We start from the raw sequence: 17,769 nt of genomic DNA, 5'->3' as shown, positions 1-17,769 counted from the left end.
CGCCGAGATAAGCACAAAAGGGCCACGGAACGCCTTGAGTGCCTGGTTCAATTCGACGGCGGGCGGCGGGTTCGCGTTCGGCGACGTGCTCGGCGACCGCAGCAAGACTGGGACGGGCCTACAGCCCCAGCCCTCAGTGTCGGTGCTTGCCGCCGGAATGCGACGGCAACGGGCAGCACGGAGCTCCAACGTACACTGCACCGTTGTGGCGATACCTGACACTTGCCCGAGCTGCGGCAAGACCGATGGCTCCTGCATCACGCTCACGCCGCTGCTCGATCGGCCCGAAGCTGTCGTCGGGTGTTTCGCTCATCTCTGGTTCGACGTCCGCAACCGTGAACCGTACGCGAACCGCGAGGAGTGGCTTGCGGATCTTGAAAATTTCGCGCCCACGGCAGCCAGCGAGCCTGTGAAGGCAACGGAGACCCTGCGGACGCTGGAACTGCGGGAGACAGCGCAAACCATGGCCATGCCCGATGGGCTCATGGAGTACACCGGCTGTGGGGACATTGCCCTCGACATCCACGAGTACCTTGGGCCTGTCGCCATCTGCCCAGACTGCATGCAACCCCTCGGCAAGCACATCTTCGCTGCCGGAGCGGCCTACTGCTGGCAGCACTTCTCCCAGCAGTACAGGCTCATCGACTGCCCGCACCTCGACGACTTTCCCCGTGACGCTGACGTACTCAAGACCGAGATGAGCAGCCAGGCATGGGCGACCATCAAGGACCGGTTCCCCCTGGTGCCCATCCCGTACGAGGACGACGAGGAGTAGGGCGCACGGCGAGTCGAGAACTCCCTCGTGCTTTCAGCAGGTCACCGAACGTACTCGTGGCTTCAAGATTGCGCCTCCCGTCTCGAATGATCTGGCTTCCGCCTCAAGTGCTCTGGCCCGATTCGATTGTGGTCTCAGGTGACCTGGTCCGCTGTCCGTCCGTTCCATACAGATATCCAAGGGTTCGTCAGGCATGTACGGCACGTCAGCGGCGGGCGTGCGCGGCGGCCTGGGCGAGGTCTGCCACGAAGTCCGGGTTCTCCCGGTTCCATCGTCGGCACGCGGCCTCCCAGTCGGCCCGGGTCCGCTGGAGCGCCTGGTGGAGGCGTTCGGCCGGTACTTTGAAGGCGTCTTCGTGCTCGGTCTCGCTGTACTCGTACGGCCCGTACGCCGGTGGCCGCCACGTGCTGTCGATGGTGCGTGCGATCGGGACTACAGCCCCGATCGCACGCACCGTGGCTCACGCGGCGACGGTGACCGTCTTCGTCTTCCGGCGCTTCGGCGGGCCAAAGGCCGGCCCATGCTTCGGGCCGAACGCGACGGTGTACTCGTACGCGATGTTGTTCGCGAGCGGGATCGAGCGGGACTGCGAGCCGCCGCCGCTGACCGTGTCCTTGATCGCGGAATCCTTCCATACGCCGACCGGCTCCTGCTTGAGGGTCAGCGACAGGGAGGGCAGGTCGATCGTGTCCCAGTTGCGGTGGATCACGATGGCGACCGCCCGCAGCATCATTCCGTCCCAACTGGTCGGGTCCGAGCCCCAGGCGCCCAGGACCGTCGTAAGCGTCTTGCGCAGGAGACCATCTGCGGGGTCGCGCATCCCGTGCACCACCTTGAGCGCCTGGATTGCCGAGATGCCGTTCTTCGACGTGCCGCTCGACACATGCAGACCGCAGCTCTCCACGTCCGCGTTGATCGTGACCGCCTCGACCTCCTGCGCGGTGACCGCCACCGCGAAGTTCTCATACGGCTTCACCGCACGGCGGTCGCGGTTCGCGGCCAGGAACAGCTTCGCCTCCCGCTTCTTGGTCAGCCCCTCGTACACCATGCAGTCCCGGAGGAAGTCCGGGCCCTCGATGTCGCGCGCGACCTTGGTGGAGTGCTGACCATCGAGGAGGTAGTCGCCGTCCGGGCGGCGGGAGACCAGCGCGGGGCCGACCACCTCGGGATCCCAGATCTTCGCCAGGCGGTTGGCCCACTTGGGCTGGAACATGCGTTGCGCGTCGAGGTTCGGGTCGACCCTCAGCTGCGAGACCGGGATGGCCTCGTAGTACTTCTTCACGACCGGCTTGGACCGGATGATCTTGCGCGTGCTGGACACGCATCTCCCTCGGTGTGGGTGGACGTCAGATGACGACCACCGTACGCGGAAAAATTTCCGCGTGTAGCTTTTTCTCGCGGCCAATGAATCCTCGCGGGTGGTGGCGGGGGCCGTAGCTCACCCCCTACCGGCAGGGACACCACCTCATTGACCTACTGGAACCCTTCTCACAACCTTTGGGCAGCGCCACGCTGACCTCGCCGGGCGGGTGTTCTGGCCAGCACATCTACGGGCCCAAGATCAGGTGATGGCTCTGTTTTGAGGGACCTTGGCTGCAACCTCTGGAGACTCGATGCGCGCCTTGCGTGCCTGACGGTTCCAGATGCCTACTGACCTGCTCAGACGGCCCCGGAACCCTAGATAACGACGGAGAACACCGCGTCGCTGGAGACATGCACCAGACGGCAGCCCTGCTCGACAGCGGCGGCGCCACGCGTACCCGCCGTCGGCGTTAACCGCCCCTCGCTGCTCGATGCGTTGACCACGACCGACGGGGCCACGTCGGCGATCACCCGGGCGACACACGCAGGGGCCCGGATGTCGAGCCGATGCCAGGCGACACCTGAGGCCCCGCCGGGCCGGGATGCAAACATCACGGAGCTCGCGGGCGCCGAGATGCGGCCCGCCACATGGCACGGGCAGCCGGAGCTAACTGACTTCTCATGCAGCGCGCCTCCTGTCGACTGGCGCTGCTTACAGCGTGATTATCGCAACTGCCGCCATCCCGACAGCCGCAGAGCCCCAACGGAAGACCTCCTTGGCAGCCCGCACCCGGGTCGAGTCGGTCGCGAGCGGGGCCATCTCGTCGTAGAACTGGCGCGCGCCTGTGGCGGCCTTTCCCACACCAGGAAGCGCGTAGATCCCACCCGAGGGCCCGGTCTTCTTGGCCAGTGCAGCGGCCTCGGAGCAGTCGTCGTAGTTGTCCATCTCCATGCCCATCATCTCCAACAAGTGGTCGGCGTTGTTGCCAGTAGTTGGAGGTTATGACAGCTCTGACGGGGTGCGCAACAACTTCCAACTAGTCAATAGTTGGGGTAGCCTTGTGGCGTGGATGACGGTGATAGGCAGCTGGAGACCCACATTGGCGAGCCGTCGCCGTTTGTGGACATGGTCGTAGGGCCCGGAGAAGCGGACAACAGCCGCTTCGGTGGGCTCCTGGAGCGCCTGCGCTGGAAGGCCGGGTTGTCCCGCGCCGATGCGGCGGCCAAGCTCGGGTTCTCTTCCGAGTACCTACGCCTCATCGAGGTCGGTAAGCGCACACCCGCCCTCGGACAGATGCGAAATCTACTGAGTGTCTACGGTGCGGTCGGTGCGGTGGAAGAAATCTCACCAGATGGCTACCGGCAGGACTTGATCGTCTTTGACCCGCTCGATGGCGACGACGGCGATCCGGTCGTCGTCGAGTTCACGAGCAGGATCCGCGAAGCACGACGAAGCGCACTCGGCGGCCTTCCGGACGACGACGAGGACTCGCGGCAGACGGCCCACGAGCGCCCGACCGCAAGCCGGGCTGCCGAACTCGGCATGGTGGTCTCCCTCCTGGCCCGAGCGGACGACGCCACTTTGCGCAAGGTTCACAAGCTCCTTGAGGAACGGGTCGACTGAGAGGGTATTGTGTCCGGTTTTCGCTCCACGGGTGTTTGCGGTGGGGTTCGACGGATCCCAATGGCAACATCTGGCCTGCACGTGGCACAGGACAACTGAACCTCACGTCGACTGTGACCTCCAGCGATAGTTGGCCAGCTCGTGCCCCGCGGCGCGAGTGCGTCGGCGGTGCAGGCCGGCCACATTCCAGCGCTCCAGCGTGTCGGCCTGCGGGGTGTCCCAGAGTTCGTCGTCGTAGGAGATGCGCAGGTGCAGCTCGAAGGGGTCGCCGGGGAGCGAAGAGGGGCCGATCACTGCGGCAGCGTAACGAGGCCCGCGCGCGCTCGTGGACGACAGAGCCCCCGGATTCCAGGCTGTGGAATCCGGGGGCTCGGAGTCGTGGAGAGGTGTGGAGGGCGGGTCAGCTCTCGGTGGAGTCGTCGGTGGGACCGTCCGTGCGGCTGCGGCGTGCCAGGAGGAGAACGCCTCCGCCTGCTGCGATTAGCAACACGGCCGCGCCGCCGATCAGCCACGGTGTGGCGTCGGCTCCGGTGTGGGCGAGGGAGCCCGTCGGCGCCTTCGGCGTGGAGTCCCCGACCGGGGTCGCAGCCACGGGCGAGGAGTCGGGATCCGGTGTGTCGCTGCCCGAGGCGGAGGGCGTGGCCCCTCCGGTACCGCGGCTCGGCTTGCCCGGACTGGACGGGGAGTCGGTGGGCTTATGCGTCGACTTGTCTGAGGGGTCGGGCTTCGGGTCGGTGGCTGTCTTGGCGTTGGTGACGGTCACGGTCACCGGGGCGCCGGGGCCCGCGGTGAACGTCTTCGTCGGCTTGTAGAGGTCGTAGCCGGCGGGGGCCTTGATTTCCTTGACCCAGAACTGAGTCCTGCGGCTCGACACGGGCAGTTCTCCGGAGACCGTGCCCTTGGCGCCCGTGGTCAGGGTGAGCAGCGTCGAGGTGCCGGTGCCGATGTTCACGGTCGCGCCGGGCAGGAGCTTGCCGGTCTTGTCGTCTTTGGCCTGCAGGAGGACCTTGGCTGCCTTGAACGGGTCGGTGATCGTCAGCCGGGTGGCGGTGCCGGGGGTGACGATGACGTCCTGGTCGGCGACGACCTCGTGTAGCGGGCTGCCGGAGGCCGTCTGCTTGAGCCGGTAGACGCCCGGCGCGAGGTCGGGGAAGGTCAGCTTTCCTTGTGCATCGGTCTTCCCGCGTCCGGTTTCCTGGCCGGTGGAGTCGAGCAGTAGGAACACGGCGCTGGGCAGGCTATCTCCGGCCGCATCCTTCGCAGTGATCTCGACGCTGCCCGCGTCCGGGGCCGGTGTCTCGCAGAGGCCGCCGAGGCCGAGGTCGGCTCGGAGGGCTCGGCGCTCGCGGCCGGCGCCCAGGTCAGGGTGCCGGCCGCCATGACGGCGACAACAGCAGCGGATCGGACCAAACGTGCATGCACGAGGAAGAGGACTCCTTGGGACAGGGGACGGGGAAGGTCATTGGCTGCGGCCAGAGACCGGGACGGGAGGTGTCGGGGGGACGGGTGTGCTGCCGTGCTGTTGCTTGCATGTCGGAGTGGCGACGTAGAGGGCGCGGCGGGTCTGGGCAGGGACGTCTTGGACGGTGCGCTGCAGCGGTTCGGTGGAGATGAGCGAGGCGGTGAAGGCCGCGACGAGCGTGGTGGGCGTACCGAACGAGAAACGCGCCGTCCAGTGAGGCTCGCTGGGGTACCCACCCCAAGCCCGCCAGGCCAGCTCGCTGGAACCGCCGATGGCGTAGCGGTGGCGTACACCGCCGAGTCCCTCCGGGGTGAGGAAGGTCTGGGTGCCGTCGGTCTTGACGGCGTGGCTCCAGCCGCGGGTGAGTAGCGGCGCGTACGCCTCGTACGGTGCCGTTTCGTCCTGGAACAGCCGGTCCTGGTCGCTGTACCTGTCTTCGAGATAGAGATCGAGCAGCTCGCTGTGGACGTCGTGCAGCATTTCGGCGGGGGTGGTGGCGTCGAAGGTGATCCGCCAGGCCGGCGAGGTGAACGGGGCCCGGTGTGCGTTGATGGTCCACGTGCCCTTGCCGGGCTTGTCGGGCTGGGGGTCGAAGGTGGTCTGCAGGCGTAGGCACGGGCTGAACGCGGCGGCCGTACCTGCTTCGGTCTGGGCGAACGGCCAGCCCCCCTCGAAGGGGAAGGCCCACGCGGCGCGAGGGTCAACGGCGCCGGGGCCAGCGAGGTGACGAGGCAGGACCTGCACGCTCTGGGCCGGGTCGAGGTTCTCAAGGGGGTGGGTGAGCACGGGCAGGGCTCCTGCGGAGAAAGTACGGACTGCCGGGTTGGAAGGGCGCGGCTCAGCGAGTGCGAGCGCCGCCGCGCGCGGTCGGCGGGGCGGGAGCCGTGTGCGTGCTCCTGCTGGCGGCCCGGTTCGGCGCGGACGCCGCCCATGCCCCCGGGAACCAAACAGCGGTGTACTGCTCGATGGCGTCGCGAAGCCCGGTGAACTCAGCTCCCTCCCACGGTGGTTGACCGGCGCGGTGGTACTTGTTGAAGGTGCCGTGAGTGGAATTGTTCAGGGGCCCGTTGCTTGCCACGTCGCGGCGGTGGAAGGTGCCGAGGTCCAGGAAGCTGAGGCTGACCGCATCGATCTCGCCGCGGTCCGGGTGGACGACCGCAAGGCGTAGACCGCCGTAAGTGTCCGCGTAGATGGTGCGGGTGAAGTCGATTCGGAACCGGAGGTGCGTGCCTGGAGTCGGCACGGCGAGGTAGGTGTTGCCCACGACGGTGCTGTCGTGAAAGGGGAGGCGGAGTTCGGCGAAGAACTCAGGGGCTTGCAGGGACAAAGAGGATCTCCGGTCGGGTCAGGAGGGTGCTACCGGCGGCCGGGCAGGGCCGGTCGGCTGGTGGTGCTCCAGCGCGGGACGCTGGCCGCGGGCAGCGCAGCCGGACGGCGGGAGGAGACGGCCCGCTGCACGTCGAGCGGGGTGGGAGCCGGCGGGCCCGGCGGGAGGATCGGGGTGAGCTGGGCCATCCCCTTGATGTAGCTGGAGGTCACCTCGCGCCACCGGGGCAGGGGAGCCGGATCGGCGACGCACTCGGTGACGGCGGTGAGCAGGGCGACCGGGGTGTCGGTGCTGGCCGTGGCGTACCAGACGGGCCGGTCGATGGACTTGCCCGCCCACAGCTGCCAGCGCGCGTCGCGCGTGGTCAGTTCGGCTTCCGGATCGAGGTCGCCGGTGGTGAACTCCATGCCGGCGAGCCCGTCCGGGGCCTGGACCGCGAAGACGCCCCAGCGCGGACGGTCGATCTCCCAGCCCTGCTTCAGAAGCGGCACGACCGCGAGGAAGGGATCGTGCTCGTCGATGCCGGAGATCGGACGAGCAAGGTAAGCATCCGGCCCCTGCTCGTACGCCGTGGCCAGCATGGTGGTGAACGCCTGGACAAACTCGGTGGGAACGCGGTCGTTAAAGCAGACGCCCCACGCCGGCGGTCCGAAGGAGTCCTTGTAGGCGTTGATGCGCCAGAGCCCGTCGTCCTCGCCTTCGGGCAGGTAGCCCAGACGCACGCGCCGGTCGGGAGCGCTCACGTACACGTTGGAGTCCTCGTCGTACCGCAGGTCCCAGCCGAGGTCGAGCAACGGGGCGAGGGCGGGGTCGCCGGTTCCGGTGGTGGAGGCGAGGTGGCGCGGGGAGACGTAGACGTCGCCGTCGATCTCGTGGTGCGAATCGGGCTGTGGGTTCATCGGTCTGCCCTCGTGGTGACGGTGATCTCGTCGGCGGCGGTGTCGAGGCGTTCGGTGACCTCGGCGGTGGTGCGGCCGGTGACGATGTAGAACCCGGCCCGGGCGGTGAACAGGTCGCCGTCGGGCGACAGGACGAGCTCGTCGCCGATCTCGCGGATCCACTGCACCTGGCGCAGCCAGGGGGTGTGGGCGGCGAAGGGCTGGTTGATGTGCCGGGCGGTCAGGGTGCCGGAGGTATCCGGGTAGAGCATGCGGATGCCCGCCGCCCCGCTGCGGGTCGGGGTGAGGTCCGGCGCTCGGCCGCAGGCGAGGTCGGCGGCGGCCCGGGGCAGGTCTATGCCGGTGGCCAGACGGACAAGGTGGCCGATCATGTCGCCGCCGATCCTGGCATTGACCTCGATCAACCGCGGCCGACCGTCCACCAGGCGCAGCTCGACGTGCTGCACACCGTCGGTGATCCCCAGGGCCTTGACCGCAGCAGCGGCGGCCGGGGCGACCTGGGCCAGGAGCGGGTCGGCGGCATCGACGGTGTGCCCGGCCTCGTCGAAGTACGGCGCGGGGCCCAGGTGCTTGCGGGTCACGGCGACCGCCGTGGTCGCTCCGCGGTGGGTGACGCATTCGACCGAGAATTCCGGCCCGTCGAGGTACTCCTCGACCAGGACGCCGGTGTCCTCGCGACTGCGGCTCGCTCCGGCCGAGGCGAACGCGAACGCGGCGGGCAGTTCTTCGGGCCGGTCGACGCGGATCACGCCGATGCTGCCCGCGAAGGCCGCGGGCTTGATGACCGCCGGCAGGCCGAGGGTCATCGTCGCCAGGCCGGCCTCCAGTAGAGTCCGCGCCCTTATCGAGGCGGCCGAGGGCACGCCATGGCGGGCGAACGGAGCCCGGGCGGTGGCCTTGTTGCGACAGGCCCGCATCACCTCGACGGACGTCGAGGACAGACCGAGCGCGCGGGCGAGACGGGCGGTGGGGACGAGGTGCCACTCGTCCCAGGTGACGACGCCGGCAAGGTCATGGTGCTCGGCCAGCGCCCGGCCGCCGGCGAGCAGCGCTGCAGGGTCGCTCAGATCGACCACGGTGTGGTCGACGATGAACGGCTTCTCCCACGACGGCTCGGTGCCGGTGAGCAGGACGACGTCGTACGCGGCGGCCACCTGCTCCAGGCAGTAGCCGCGGTAGGTCTCGTCGCCAGGAGAAACGACGAGCACGAGAGGACGAGCGGACAAGAAGGGGTTCTCCGTATCGGTGGACGGCGGGACGACGGAAGAGAGGGGTGTCTCAGGCGGCACGGCGGCGGCGCAGTTCGAACGCCGCAGCCCAGTGAGGGTGTTCGCTGACCAGGCGGCGGGCGTAGAGGGCGGTGTAGTTGTTGTTCAGCCCGGCGACCCCATGAGGGAGCTGGCAGCGCAGGTCCTCGAACAGGTCCTTCAAGCTGACTCGGGTTGCGCCGGCGGCCAGGCGGCGAGCGGCCATGCGTTCCAGGGCCCGGTAGACGTGCGGGTTGTGGGCGTCGAAGGCGTGGAACTGCTCGCAGGCTGCCGTATTGCATCGAATGCAACACATCTCGTGCTGCGCCAACTCGCTGAGCTGCAGTTGGTGCCCAGGTTAGCGCCGGGTCGGTGGCTGGTTGGGATGCGCTGACCTGGCACCCGTTACCGACTCAACGATGATGCGTTAGATGCATCGTGAGTGCTGTTGTTGATATGCCTGGAGCCGCGCGCCTGGTCCTCGCCGACGGTGTCGTGCACCTGGACCCTGAACCCGCTGTCCTGGAAGCGATGTTGGAAGGCTGGGCACTGCAGCAGCGCACGCGCTTCTTGAGGGAGTCGACGATCACCCCCCGGATCGCCCTGGTCCGTCGACTGGCTCGATTTACCAATGAGTACCCGTGGCAATGGGACCCCGCCGAGGTGGAGGCATTCTTCGACGATCTTCGTACCCGGCGGCCTGGCAGGCCTCTGGCGGTGTCGACCGCACGGAACTACCAGAACGACCTTCGGCTGTTCTTCGACTACATCACCGACATTCGCTACGGCTGGCCGTCCACGTGCAACGAGCGATTCGGCCGGGCTCCGGTCCAGCTTCTGCACGAGTGGAACACGATCACCCACACCAGCGAGTACGAAGGAGCTGCCGAACGCCGTCCGCTCACCTACGACGAAGTCCAGGCCCTTTTCGACGCCGCCGACGGCCGTGTCGAGGAGATCCGCGCACGACGACGCAAGGGCTCCCTCGCGGCGCTTCGTGACGCCATGGTTTTGAAGACGGTCTATGCCTTCGGCCTGCGGCGCCAGGAAGCGTGCGGCCTGGACCTGTGTGACCTGCGCCGGAATCCCAAGGTCGCGGACTACGGCCGCTTCGGAGCGCTCTTCGTCCGTTACGGCAAGGCGTCCAAGGGCGGCCCTCCCAAACGCCGCAGTGTTCTGACCGTCCCGGAGATGGACTGGATCGTGGACGTTCTGGACCAGTACGTCAGCGAGGTCCGCCCCGCCTTCGTGCCGGGCAAGCACCCGGCGTTCTGGATCACCGAGCGCCGCGACCGGATGTCCCTGAGACGGCTGAACGACGCCTTCGAGACGGCGCGCCGTTCCGCCGCCCTGCCTGCGGAGCTGGACCTGCATTCGCTGCGGCACAGCTACGTGACCCATCTGATCGAGTTCGGTTATCCAGAGAAGTTCGTCCAGGACCAGGTGGGCCACGCCTACGCCAGCACCACGGCCATCTACAGCCACGTCTCGGACGAGTTCCGAAACCGCCTGCTGCGACGCTCACTGCAAGCCCGGCACGGCGATCTATGGGGGCAGGAAGCATGATCAGGAAGATGGGCATCGACTGGCAGCTTCGGATCCGGATGGCGGAGAAGGGCATGTTCCAGACCACGGAACTCGTCCCGCTGCTGGCCGAACGCGGCGTGCATCTGTCACGCGAGCAGGTGTTTCGTCTCGTGACCCAGACACCGCAACGGCTGTCCATGGACACGCTCGCCGCGTTGTGCGACATCCTCGCGTGTGAGCCCAACGACTTGATCCAGGTGGAGGTCGCCAACGTTGAGGTGCGCAAGACCGCCGACGAGCAGCCGGTACCCCGGCCGCGGGCGCGTCGAACGACGATCCGGCGTCCAGGCCCGGAATGACCGTTCCTCTCCGCCTCGATGAGGCCCACCGACAGGTCGTTGCCCACCTGACCGCTCGGCTCCTGGGGGTGACCGGCGAACAGGCAGCGCAGGCCCTGGAGCGAGGGAAGATCACAGCACGTTCCTGCGTCGGTCTTGCCCGCCATTTCCAGGATTACCGGGACGCCCTGACGAATCCGGGTCCGAGGCCTCCGCAGAATCTGGTGCGGCTCGCCCATGCCCTGGCGGCCGCCGGGCACGGCCCGGTCACCCTGCCGACCTGCGCCGGCTGCGGAAAGACCTCGCGCCAACTCACACATCGCCTCCCGGCCGGACACTGCTGTTCGGCCTGTGCTCGTCGGGTGCGGCCGCCGAAAACCTGCTCCGGCTGCGACCGGCAGATGAAGATCAACGCCCGGGGCCCAAACGGGCCGCTCTGCGGCACCTGCTACGGCAAGCACGTTGCCACCACATGCGGGCAGTGCGGGCGCGTACGCCGCGCGACCTACCGCATGCCCGACGGCAGTGTCCGCTGTCAGGGGTGCCACCCACGCCCCGAGCGCACCTGCGTCGGGTGCGGAGATCAAGCCCCAGTCCAAGCGATCTCGGCGGACGGTCCGGTCTGCCGGCGCTGCTACCGACAACCCCGGCGCCCCTGCGGCAGCTGCGGAGAAGTGCGCACGGTCGACCGGCGCGGTGGCGACGGCAGGCCCGATCTGTGCTCCCGCTGCTATCAAGCACCGCCGGTCGCCTGCTCCTCCTGCGGCCGGCTCCGGACCTGCGCGCGCAGGGTGGCGGGCAAGCCGTTCTGCCAGAGCTGCTGTCCCCGCCCTACGGGCCCATGCGCACGCTGTCTCCGTGACCGCCCTGTTCACGCCTACTGGCCGATGGGGCCGGTCTGCAGAAGCTGCTACGCGGCAGTGCGTGAACACCCCGGTGCCTGCGCTCAGTGCGAACAGCAACGTCCGCTCATCGGTTTCACCGATGCGGGGAACGGGATCTGCGGACCCTGCGCCGGGGTCGATCTCACCTACGCGTGCCGGCGTTGCGACACGAGCCACAAGATCTTCCGAGAGCAGTTGTGCACCCGCTGCTTCGCCACGAAGCAACTGGCCGAGGCGCTTGGTGGAGATGGCACACCGGTCCCTGCCCAGCGGCAAGACTTCCACTCGGCTCTTTCCGCCGCCGGACACCCCCGCCGAGTGGCATATTGGCTGACCGGCGATGGAGTGCCAGCTCTGCTGTCTCAACTGGGTTCTTCTGATGAGGAGTTCACTCACCAACAGCTCGACGACCTGCCCAACACGCCGACCACTCGATACATCCGCGACGTCCTCATCGCCGCCTCGGTACTGCCGCCGCGGGACGACCGACTGGAGGCCCTGCCCCGCTGGGCAGACGCCCTTTTGACCCAGGCACTACTCCCCCAGCGCAAGTTCCTCACCCCCTTCACCCACTGGTACCTGCTGCACCGCATCCGCCGGGCCCACCGGCACCGCCCGCTACGCGCCAGCACGCAGCACCAGATGCGATCGCGACTGCGCCGAGCCCTGGAACTGCTGAACTGGCTCGACGAGCACGGCATCCCCCTCGGGGAGCTCACACAGCCAGAACTCGAGATGTGGCTGGAGGAAGGTCCTGAGAAACGTCGTGAGGTGCGCGCTTTCGTCACCTGGGCGAGAGGCCGTGGCCTGGCCGGCGAGCTGGTAGTCCCACGGGTCCCCGTCGCCGCACCCAGTGTCTTCAGCACGGACAAGGACCAGGCCGAACAACTGCACCGGTGTCTCGACGACGATGCACTGCCTCTCGATGTCCGCACGGCCGGCGCCCTGACACTCCTCTTCGGGCTGCAGTACACCCGACTGCTCGAACTCACCGTGCACGACATCATCGACGACGACACGGTGGTGGCACTCAATCTCAACGGTCATCGTCTTCCGTTGCCACCCGAAGTCGCCCAGCTGGCCCGCGCACTGCGCGACCAGCGCCAGAAACGCTGGCACCTCGACCGGACGGCCAGCACAACACCGTGGCTGTTCCCCGGGCAGGAGCCCGCCCGCGCTCTCGGAGCCACCTACCTCTACTTGAAGCTCCGTCGACACGGCATTGCGCCCCTCGCCAGCCGGAACAGTGCTCGACTCGCGCTTGCCACCGATCTACCAGCATCTGTCCTCGCCGACTTCACCGGCACCAGCATCAGCAACTCCACCCGCTGGACCGGATATGCCAAGCGGGACTGGCTCGACTACATCGCCAGCCGCGTGCAGGACCGTCCCTGAAGCACACCTCCCTGCATCGTCTGCCTGGACTCAGCGCATCCCGGGCAGACGACGCAACTCGTTGACCTTCATCAGCCGGGCGAGAAGGAGGTATCCCACGGCTGTCGCCAGCGCCCCGGTAGCCAGTGCGACGGCCGTAGGCCACGTTCCACTTCCCAGGCCCGCACACGCACGCGCTGCAGCCCAGCCCAGCCCAGCAGCCGGGCCCGCAGCGCAGAACAGTTTCACGTAGGTGCGGCGCAGGCCGCCGTCGTCGATGCGCCCCCCAAGCCTCCTGCGCAGCAAATGCGCGGTGAGTGCGAGACCGGCCACGTAGGAGAGGGTGTAGGCGCCGGCCATGCCGACGACCGCCCAGCGGGCGGGCAGGAGCAAATGACAGGCGGTGGCCAGGGCGATGTTCACGCCCGCGATCCAGGCCGCCATGAAGAACGGAGTGCGGGTGTCCTCGAAGGCGTAGAAGCCGCGCAACAGCAGGTACTGGGCGGAGAACGGGATGAGCCCGAGTCCGAACGCCTGCAGCATGTACCCCAGCGGGCGGGCCGAGGCGGCGTCCGCCGCCCCGTGGGCGAACAGCAGCGAGGAGATCTGCGGGCCCAGGGCGAGGAAGAGGAACGCGGCGGGCACAATGACCACGCCGCTGATCCGCAGCACCCGGGACAGGTCCTCGCGTAGATCCGGGATGCGCCCCTCAGCGACGGCCCGGCTCATACGCGGCAGCAAGGCCGTCACCAGGGATACCGTCACGATCGACTGCGGCAGCATCCAGATGGTCTGCGCGTAGGTGTAGGCCGAGTAGCCTGCGCCGGCCTGCGGCAGCTCCTGGTCGGCGGCATTGGCGTAATTCGTGACCACCGTCAGAGCGACCTGGTTGGCCAGGACGAACAGCAGCGTCCACTTCGCCGCGTGGACGCTCTTGCCCAAGCCGGTGCCCCGCCAGTCGAACCGCGGGCGGAAACGGAAACCGGCCGCCCGCGCGAACGGGATCAGGGCAACGGCCTGCAGGGCGATTCCTGCCGTCGTCCCGATCCCCAGCAACTGCACCTGGTCGGAGGTGATGTCCTCCACCCGGTCGGGGACCGTCATCAGCCCCAGATAGGCGGCGAACATGCCGACCAGCACCACGTTGTTCAGCACCGGGGTCCACATCATCGCGCCGAACTTCTCGCGCGCGTTCAACACCTGCCCGTAGATGCTGAACAGCCCATAGAAGAAGATCTGCGGCAACAGGAACCGCGCGAACGTCACCGTCAGCTCGAACGCCTCGTGACTGTCCGGGGTGTCCCGCATGTACAGGCCCACGATCTGCGGCGCCGCCCACACCGCCAGCGCCGTCCCCACACCCAGGACACAGACCACGAGCGTGACCAGACGCTGCTCGTAAGCGCGTCCGCCATCGGGCTGTGTTGTCCTGGCCCGGACTAGCTGCGGCACCAGCACGGCGTTGAGCGCGCCGCCGATTAGCAGCGTGTACAGGCTCGTTGGCACGGTGTTCGCCGTGTTGTACGTGCTGGCCAGCAAGCCCGTTCCCAGCGCTGCGGCCTGCAGCACTTGGCGGATCAGTCCCGTCGCCCGTGACACCACCGTGCCAACAGCCATCAGCAAGGACGAACGAGCCAGTCCGCCCTTGTCCTTCTTCCGCCGGGCGGCATGCCGCCCCCTTGTCTGCTGCTCCTGCGGCATGGTCTGCGCCGCGGAGTTCGCCCCCTCCACCATGCCGTCAACCTATGCCCCAGGGTTCCCCGGCCCCAATTCGTCTGTCCCGCCGCAGAGTTCAGCGAACGTTACCCAGCCATGACCGTGGCCACAGGAATACGACAGCCACGGAACAAGTGCTCTGCGCCAGTAGTGATGGTGCGACCAGTCGTGCGGTGCGATCCAAGGGCGGCAATGGACATGAAGTTCTCCACAGGCTGGGGAGGCAGCAAGATCAGGTGCGCAGGGTGGGATCGGTTCGCAGGCGGGCGAAGGCGCAGAACAGACCCAGGGCCTGCAGCGCGGCACAGACGGTGATGACGTGGCCCAGCGCGTCGGGCGGAGTGAGCGCGGTGAGCACGCCGGCGACGGGGAAGGGCAGCAGGAGGATGAGGATGGTCGCCGACAGGGTGCTGCCGAACTTCTCCGGAGGGATCAGGCGGGAGCGCAGGGTGCGCAGGACGACCGTCATGCCGCCTTCGCCCGCCATGAGGACCGCGACCAGGACCAGGTAGGACCGGTAGTCGGGAGCCTGGGCAGCGGCGAGACAGCCGAGTGAGGCGAGGGCGGCGCAGGCGGCGCCGACCGGCCACAGGCCGAGGCGGTCGAGCGCGAACCGGCAGAGCGTGACGCTGAGGAGCGTCGCTGCGGCAGCGGCGGACCAGACGAGGCCGACTGCGGTGGTGGACTGCCCGAAGTGCTTGACGACGATCACGGGACCGGCCGCTTGAAGAAGGCCGGTGGCCAGGTTGGACAGGGTCAGCCCGGTCACGAGCCAGCCGAGCGCCGGAAGCGAGCGGATGGTGCGCCACCCGGTGAGGAGTCCGGAGCTAGACCTCCCCTTCGGCGCGCGGGCCGGGGCGACGGGCGAGGGGGGTGTGCGCAGGGCGAGCAGCGCGGCGAGAAGCGAGAGCACGGTGATCACCGCGAGCATCGACGTCGGCCCGGCGAGCAGGAGTACCCCGGCGAGCGCCGGGCCGGCCAGGGTCGCGGTCTGGTCAATGCCGAGCAGGACGGCCTGGACGCGGTGGGCCTGCGCCCCCGCTCGGCGGCCGGCGGCGGCACCCGCGGTCTCGGCAGCAATGTAGCTGAACTCGGTGAGCACGCCGGTGGTCGCCGCGAGGACCATCACGGTCGCGGTCGCGACGGTGCCGGTTGGGTGGAGGTGGAGCAGGGCTACGCCAGCGGCGAGGGCCAGCGCGCGTCCCAGGGAGGCGAGGTGGAAGACGACGGCCGCCCCGCGCCGGTCGACGATCGATCCAGCCCACCCGAACGCCGCCAGACGCGGGATCCATTCCAGAGCGAACGCGGCGCCCGTCAGCGCGGCGGAGCGCGTGGTGGCCAGGACCAGAAGCGGGATGCCGTAGGTGGACATGGCGAACGCGAGGGCGTCCGCCGTGCGCGGCAGGTAGATGCTGTGCATCAGCCCGGCGGCGTGGCGTGCATGCCGGGGTGTAACTGCTGCGCTCACGCGGCCGGCTCGGGCTCGAGCACCCGGGTGACCTGGGGGGTGCCAGCCAGCCACTGGATCAGGAGAGCGCGAGGGCGGGCAAGGTCCGCCTCGGCCTCGTCGCTGGGCCGTCGCGTGGCGGACGGCCACGACAGGCCGTTGGCGCGCTCGGCCGTGAGCGAAGGCGCCAGGAGGTCGAGCACGTGACGGATGCGACTGCTGAACTCGCAGACCGGTGCCGGGTAGGCGTGGTGTCGGGCCCAGCGCGCAGCCGCGTCGTACAGGTCGGCCAACTCCGCTCCACAAGCGGTGAGTTCCAGGCCGGCGCCGGGTGCGGTCCGGACGAGACCGTGGGCACGGGCCGCTTCGGCAGCGCGGCGCAGGTGATGCGAGGAGAGGTCGGGGAGGGTGGCGGCCAGTCGGCGTGGCGGTATCGCTCCGTTGTCGTCGATCTCGGTGACCAGGCGGATCAAGGAGCGCGACGCCAGCAGCTCGACCGCGTTGCGTACTTCGGCCGTGGTGAAGGGGGTGGTCATCGGCGCGGACCTCCCGCCTGGATGACCGCCTTCGGGCGGGCGGTCGTGGCGTGCGAGAAGAGATCGCAGCTGTGCCACGCCTGAGAGGACTCCCCTGTCCGGGCCTGCGGGAGGGCTGCGGGGGCTGGCCGGGACGGGCTGCTGACCCACGGCCTCGGCGCGGGCTTCGTCTGCGGGTGCCCCCAGACCGGGTGTTGGCCCGCGTGGTTGAGGGGCTGCCCGGCGGACCACGCGGACAGAGCGCCGAGAACGGGGCTCAGGCCGTCGCCCGCCGCGGACAGCCGGTAGGGCCAGCCGATGCCCTCGGTGTCGACCAGGCCGTCGGCGACGAGCTGCCGCAGCGGCGGGTACACGTTGGTCCAGTCGCTGCTGGGCATCACGATGCGGGCAAGGGCCCGTCCGCTAACCTCGCCACGGGACTTGAGCACCCACAGGATGGCGGCGGCGTGCCGCCGGGTGAGCAGGGTGAGGCTGTCCTCGATCTGCTCGATCGCGGGCAGCGGTCGGTCCGCGGTCTCCAGATGCTCCTCGGCCCAGGTGACGATCATCGGAAGCACCGGCAGCAGGGCGACACCACGCTCGGTGTGCCCGTAGGTCACATGGCGTGCGGTGTGTTCGGTGCGCTCGACAAGGCCCGCGTCGCACAGCGCCTTGAGCTTGGGGTGGAGCTGGCCGTTCTGCAGCCAGGACACCTTGGCCGCCAGCTCGCTGTAACGCAGCGGCGGGCCGGAGAGTGCCAGCAGGATCCGGACGTTCCAGCGCGGGGTGATCATGGCGAGGGCCTCGCTGACCCGGGCGATGTCGGCGTCGGTGTCGGGAGGCAGAGCGGTGGTGGCCAAGGGAGAAACTCCTGGGTGAGTAAGGGAAATCGCCTGCGGATCAGCGGCTGGGGGCCGTGCTCTGGGCCGGAAGGGACGGAGCCGGAACGGGCGGCGAGGGTGCCAGCGGGGACGGCGTTGGGGCCGGGACGCGGGCCAGGCTCTGCAGGACGGCGGCGACCGATTTGGCCTGGACCTCGCGGACGGCGACGGCTTCGGCGAGCCGGCGGGTCCCGTCGAGGAGGTGGGAGACCTCGTGCGGGCCGATCTGCCGTTCGGGGTGGATGAACCGGGCGAGGTGGTCGCGATGGAAGTCGATGCTGCGCTCGACGAGGGCAAGGTCGTCGTGCATGCCGAGCAGGGCACAGAGCATGCCGGGCGGCTGGTCCTGGGCGTGGGCTTCGAGGTCGGCGAGCGGTGCGCCGTACAGGTCCTCGATCCGTCCAGCTATGTCGGTGGACGTGGGGTGGGGCAATCGGGGGCTTTCACGCTG

At 68.6% G+C, this 17,769-nt stretch carries 19 protein-coding genes and 1 pseudogene; 5 read left to right on the top strand and 15 right to left on the bottom strand.

The genetic code is table 11. The features are described 5' to 3' along the window. The first annotated feature begins 34 nt into the window (after positions 1–34). A complete protein-coding gene (locus C1J00_RS11050; RefSeq protein WP_146046173.1) occupies positions 35–775 on the top strand; it encodes a hypothetical protein in 741 nt (246 codons plus the stop codon). Between the two features lie 205 nt (positions 776–980). Here C1J00_RS11050 and C1J00_RS11045 read toward each other — a convergent pair whose 3' ends face one another. The 3 genes from C1J00_RS11045 to C1J00_RS11030 all read right to left on the bottom strand — a co-directional run bounded on the left by C1J00_RS11045 (position 981) and on the right by C1J00_RS11030 (position 3,029). Further along, positions 981–1,229 (bottom strand): hypothetical protein, encoded by a 249-nt coding sequence (locus C1J00_RS11045; RefSeq protein ID WP_102908862.1) that lies wholly within the window; start codon positions 1,227–1,229, stop codon positions 981–983. Positions 1,230–1,235: 6 nt separating this feature from the next. Beyond that, positions 1,236–2,096, bottom strand: coding sequence for a DUF6551 family protein (locus C1J00_RS11040; RefSeq protein ID WP_102908861.1), 861 nt, complete (start codon positions 2,094–2,096; stop codon positions 1,236–1,238). Between the two features lie 693 nt (positions 2,097–2,789). Next, positions 2,790–3,029: a hypothetical protein gene (locus tag C1J00_RS11030; RefSeq protein ID WP_146046172.1), complete on the bottom strand. Its 240-nt coding sequence runs from the start codon at positions 3,027–3,029 to the stop codon at positions 2,790–2,792. 114 nt (positions 3,030–3,143) lie between these two features. Between C1J00_RS11030 and C1J00_RS11025 the strand changes: the two genes are divergently transcribed. Next, entirely contained in the window at positions 3,144–3,701 is a 558-nt protein-coding gene (locus C1J00_RS11025) for a helix-turn-helix domain-containing protein (protein WP_102908859.1), read from the top strand. A gap of 102 nt (positions 3,702–3,803) precedes the next feature. Here C1J00_RS11025 and C1J00_RS11020 read toward each other — a convergent pair whose 3' ends face one another. From C1J00_RS11020 to C1J00_RS10990, 7 genes and pseudogenes are all read right to left on the bottom strand, one after another. Further along, a complete protein-coding gene (locus C1J00_RS11020; protein ID WP_102908858.1) occupies positions 3,804–3,995 on the bottom strand; it encodes a hypothetical protein in 192 nt (63 codons plus the stop codon). Between the two features lie 106 nt (positions 3,996–4,101). Then, positions 4,102–5,123, bottom strand: a pseudogene (locus C1J00_RS11015) (SpaA isopeptide-forming pilin-related protein). A 37-nt stretch (positions 5,124–5,160) separates the two neighbouring features. Further along, positions 5,161–5,949 (bottom strand): SPDY domain-containing protein, encoded by a 789-nt coding sequence (locus C1J00_RS11010; RefSeq protein ID WP_102908857.1) that lies wholly within the window; start codon positions 5,947–5,949, stop codon positions 5,161–5,163. A 52-nt stretch (positions 5,950–6,001) separates the two neighbouring features. After that, the gene (locus C1J00_RS11005; protein ID WP_102908856.1) at positions 6,002–6,490 is read right to left on the bottom strand and encodes a hypothetical protein; all 489 of its coding nucleotides are present in this window, start codon (positions 6,488–6,490) and stop codon (positions 6,002–6,004) included. Between the two features lie 29 nt (positions 6,491–6,519). After that, positions 6,520–7,389 carry an SPDY domain-containing protein gene (locus tag C1J00_RS11000; protein ID WP_102908855.1) on the bottom strand — a complete coding sequence of 290 codons (870 nt, stop codon included), beginning with the start codon at positions 7,387–7,389 and terminating at the stop codon, positions 6,520–6,522. Next, positions 7,386–8,615 (bottom strand): ATP-grasp domain-containing protein, encoded by a 1,230-nt coding sequence (locus C1J00_RS10995; RefSeq protein WP_245936300.1) that lies wholly within the window; start codon positions 8,613–8,615, stop codon positions 7,386–7,388. Before C1J00_RS10995 ends, C1J00_RS11000 begins: the two co-directional genes overlap by 4 nt. A 52-nt stretch (positions 8,616–8,667) precedes the next feature. Beyond that, positions 8,668–8,952, bottom strand: coding sequence for a hypothetical protein (locus C1J00_RS10990; RefSeq protein ID WP_102908854.1), 285 nt, complete (start codon positions 8,950–8,952; stop codon positions 8,668–8,670). Positions 8,953–9,092: 140 nt separating this feature from the next. Between C1J00_RS10990 and C1J00_RS10985 the strand changes: the two genes are divergently transcribed. From C1J00_RS10985 to C1J00_RS46610, 3 genes are all read left to right on the top strand, one after another. Continuing rightward, on the top strand, positions 9,093–10,202 hold the full coding sequence (locus C1J00_RS10985; protein WP_245936299.1) for a tyrosine-type recombinase/integrase: 1,110 nt from the start codon (positions 9,093–9,095) through the stop codon (positions 10,200–10,202). Continuing rightward, complete coding sequence (locus tag C1J00_RS10980; RefSeq protein ID WP_102908852.1) at positions 10,199–10,522, top strand: helix-turn-helix domain-containing protein; 324 nt, start codon at positions 10,199–10,201, stop codon at positions 10,520–10,522. The genes C1J00_RS10985 and C1J00_RS10980 overlap by 4 nt, the downstream gene beginning before the upstream one ends. 899 nt (positions 10,523–11,421) lie before the next feature. Further along, positions 11,422–12,780, top strand: a complete 1,359-nt coding sequence (locus C1J00_RS46610) for a site-specific integrase (protein WP_245936298.1) — start codon at positions 11,422–11,424, stop codon at positions 12,778–12,780. 30 nt (positions 12,781–12,810) lie between these two features. On the opposite strand, the gene murJ is transcribed toward C1J00_RS46610, so the two are convergent. From murJ to C1J00_RS10950, 5 genes are all read right to left on the bottom strand, one after another. Further along, positions 12,811–14,493 (bottom strand): murein biosynthesis integral membrane protein MurJ, encoded by a 1,683-nt coding sequence (gene murJ / locus C1J00_RS10970; protein WP_102908850.1) that lies wholly within the window; start codon positions 14,491–14,493, stop codon positions 12,811–12,813. A gap of 214 nt (positions 14,494–14,707) precedes the next feature. After that, entirely contained in the window at positions 14,708–15,943 is a 1,236-nt protein-coding gene (locus C1J00_RS10965) for an MFS transporter (protein ID WP_102908849.1), read from the bottom strand. Next, positions 15,940–16,458, bottom strand: a complete 519-nt coding sequence (locus C1J00_RS10960; RefSeq protein WP_102908848.1) for a regulator — start codon at positions 16,456–16,458, stop codon at positions 15,940–15,942. The genes C1J00_RS10965 and C1J00_RS10960 overlap by 4 nt, the downstream gene beginning before the upstream one ends. Continuing rightward, positions 16,455–17,297, bottom strand: coding sequence for a winged helix-turn-helix transcriptional regulator (locus tag C1J00_RS10955; protein WP_102908847.1), 843 nt, complete (start codon positions 17,295–17,297; stop codon positions 16,455–16,457). Before C1J00_RS10955 ends, C1J00_RS10960 begins: the two co-directional genes overlap by 4 nt. A 40-nt stretch (positions 17,298–17,337) precedes the next feature. Continuing rightward, positions 17,338–17,751 (bottom strand): hypothetical protein, encoded by a 414-nt coding sequence (locus C1J00_RS10950; RefSeq protein ID WP_180989501.1) that lies wholly within the window; start codon positions 17,749–17,751, stop codon positions 17,338–17,340. Positions 17,752–17,769: the final 18 nt, after the last annotated feature.

This window comes from Streptomyces cahuitamycinicus (genome assembly GCF_002891435.1).
Classification (GTDB): Bacteria; Actinomycetota; Actinomycetes; order Streptomycetales; family Streptomycetaceae; genus Streptomyces; species Streptomyces cahuitamycinicus.
Note: the sequence above shows the minus strand (reverse complement) of the source record. Positions and strands in the feature narration are given on the sequence as shown.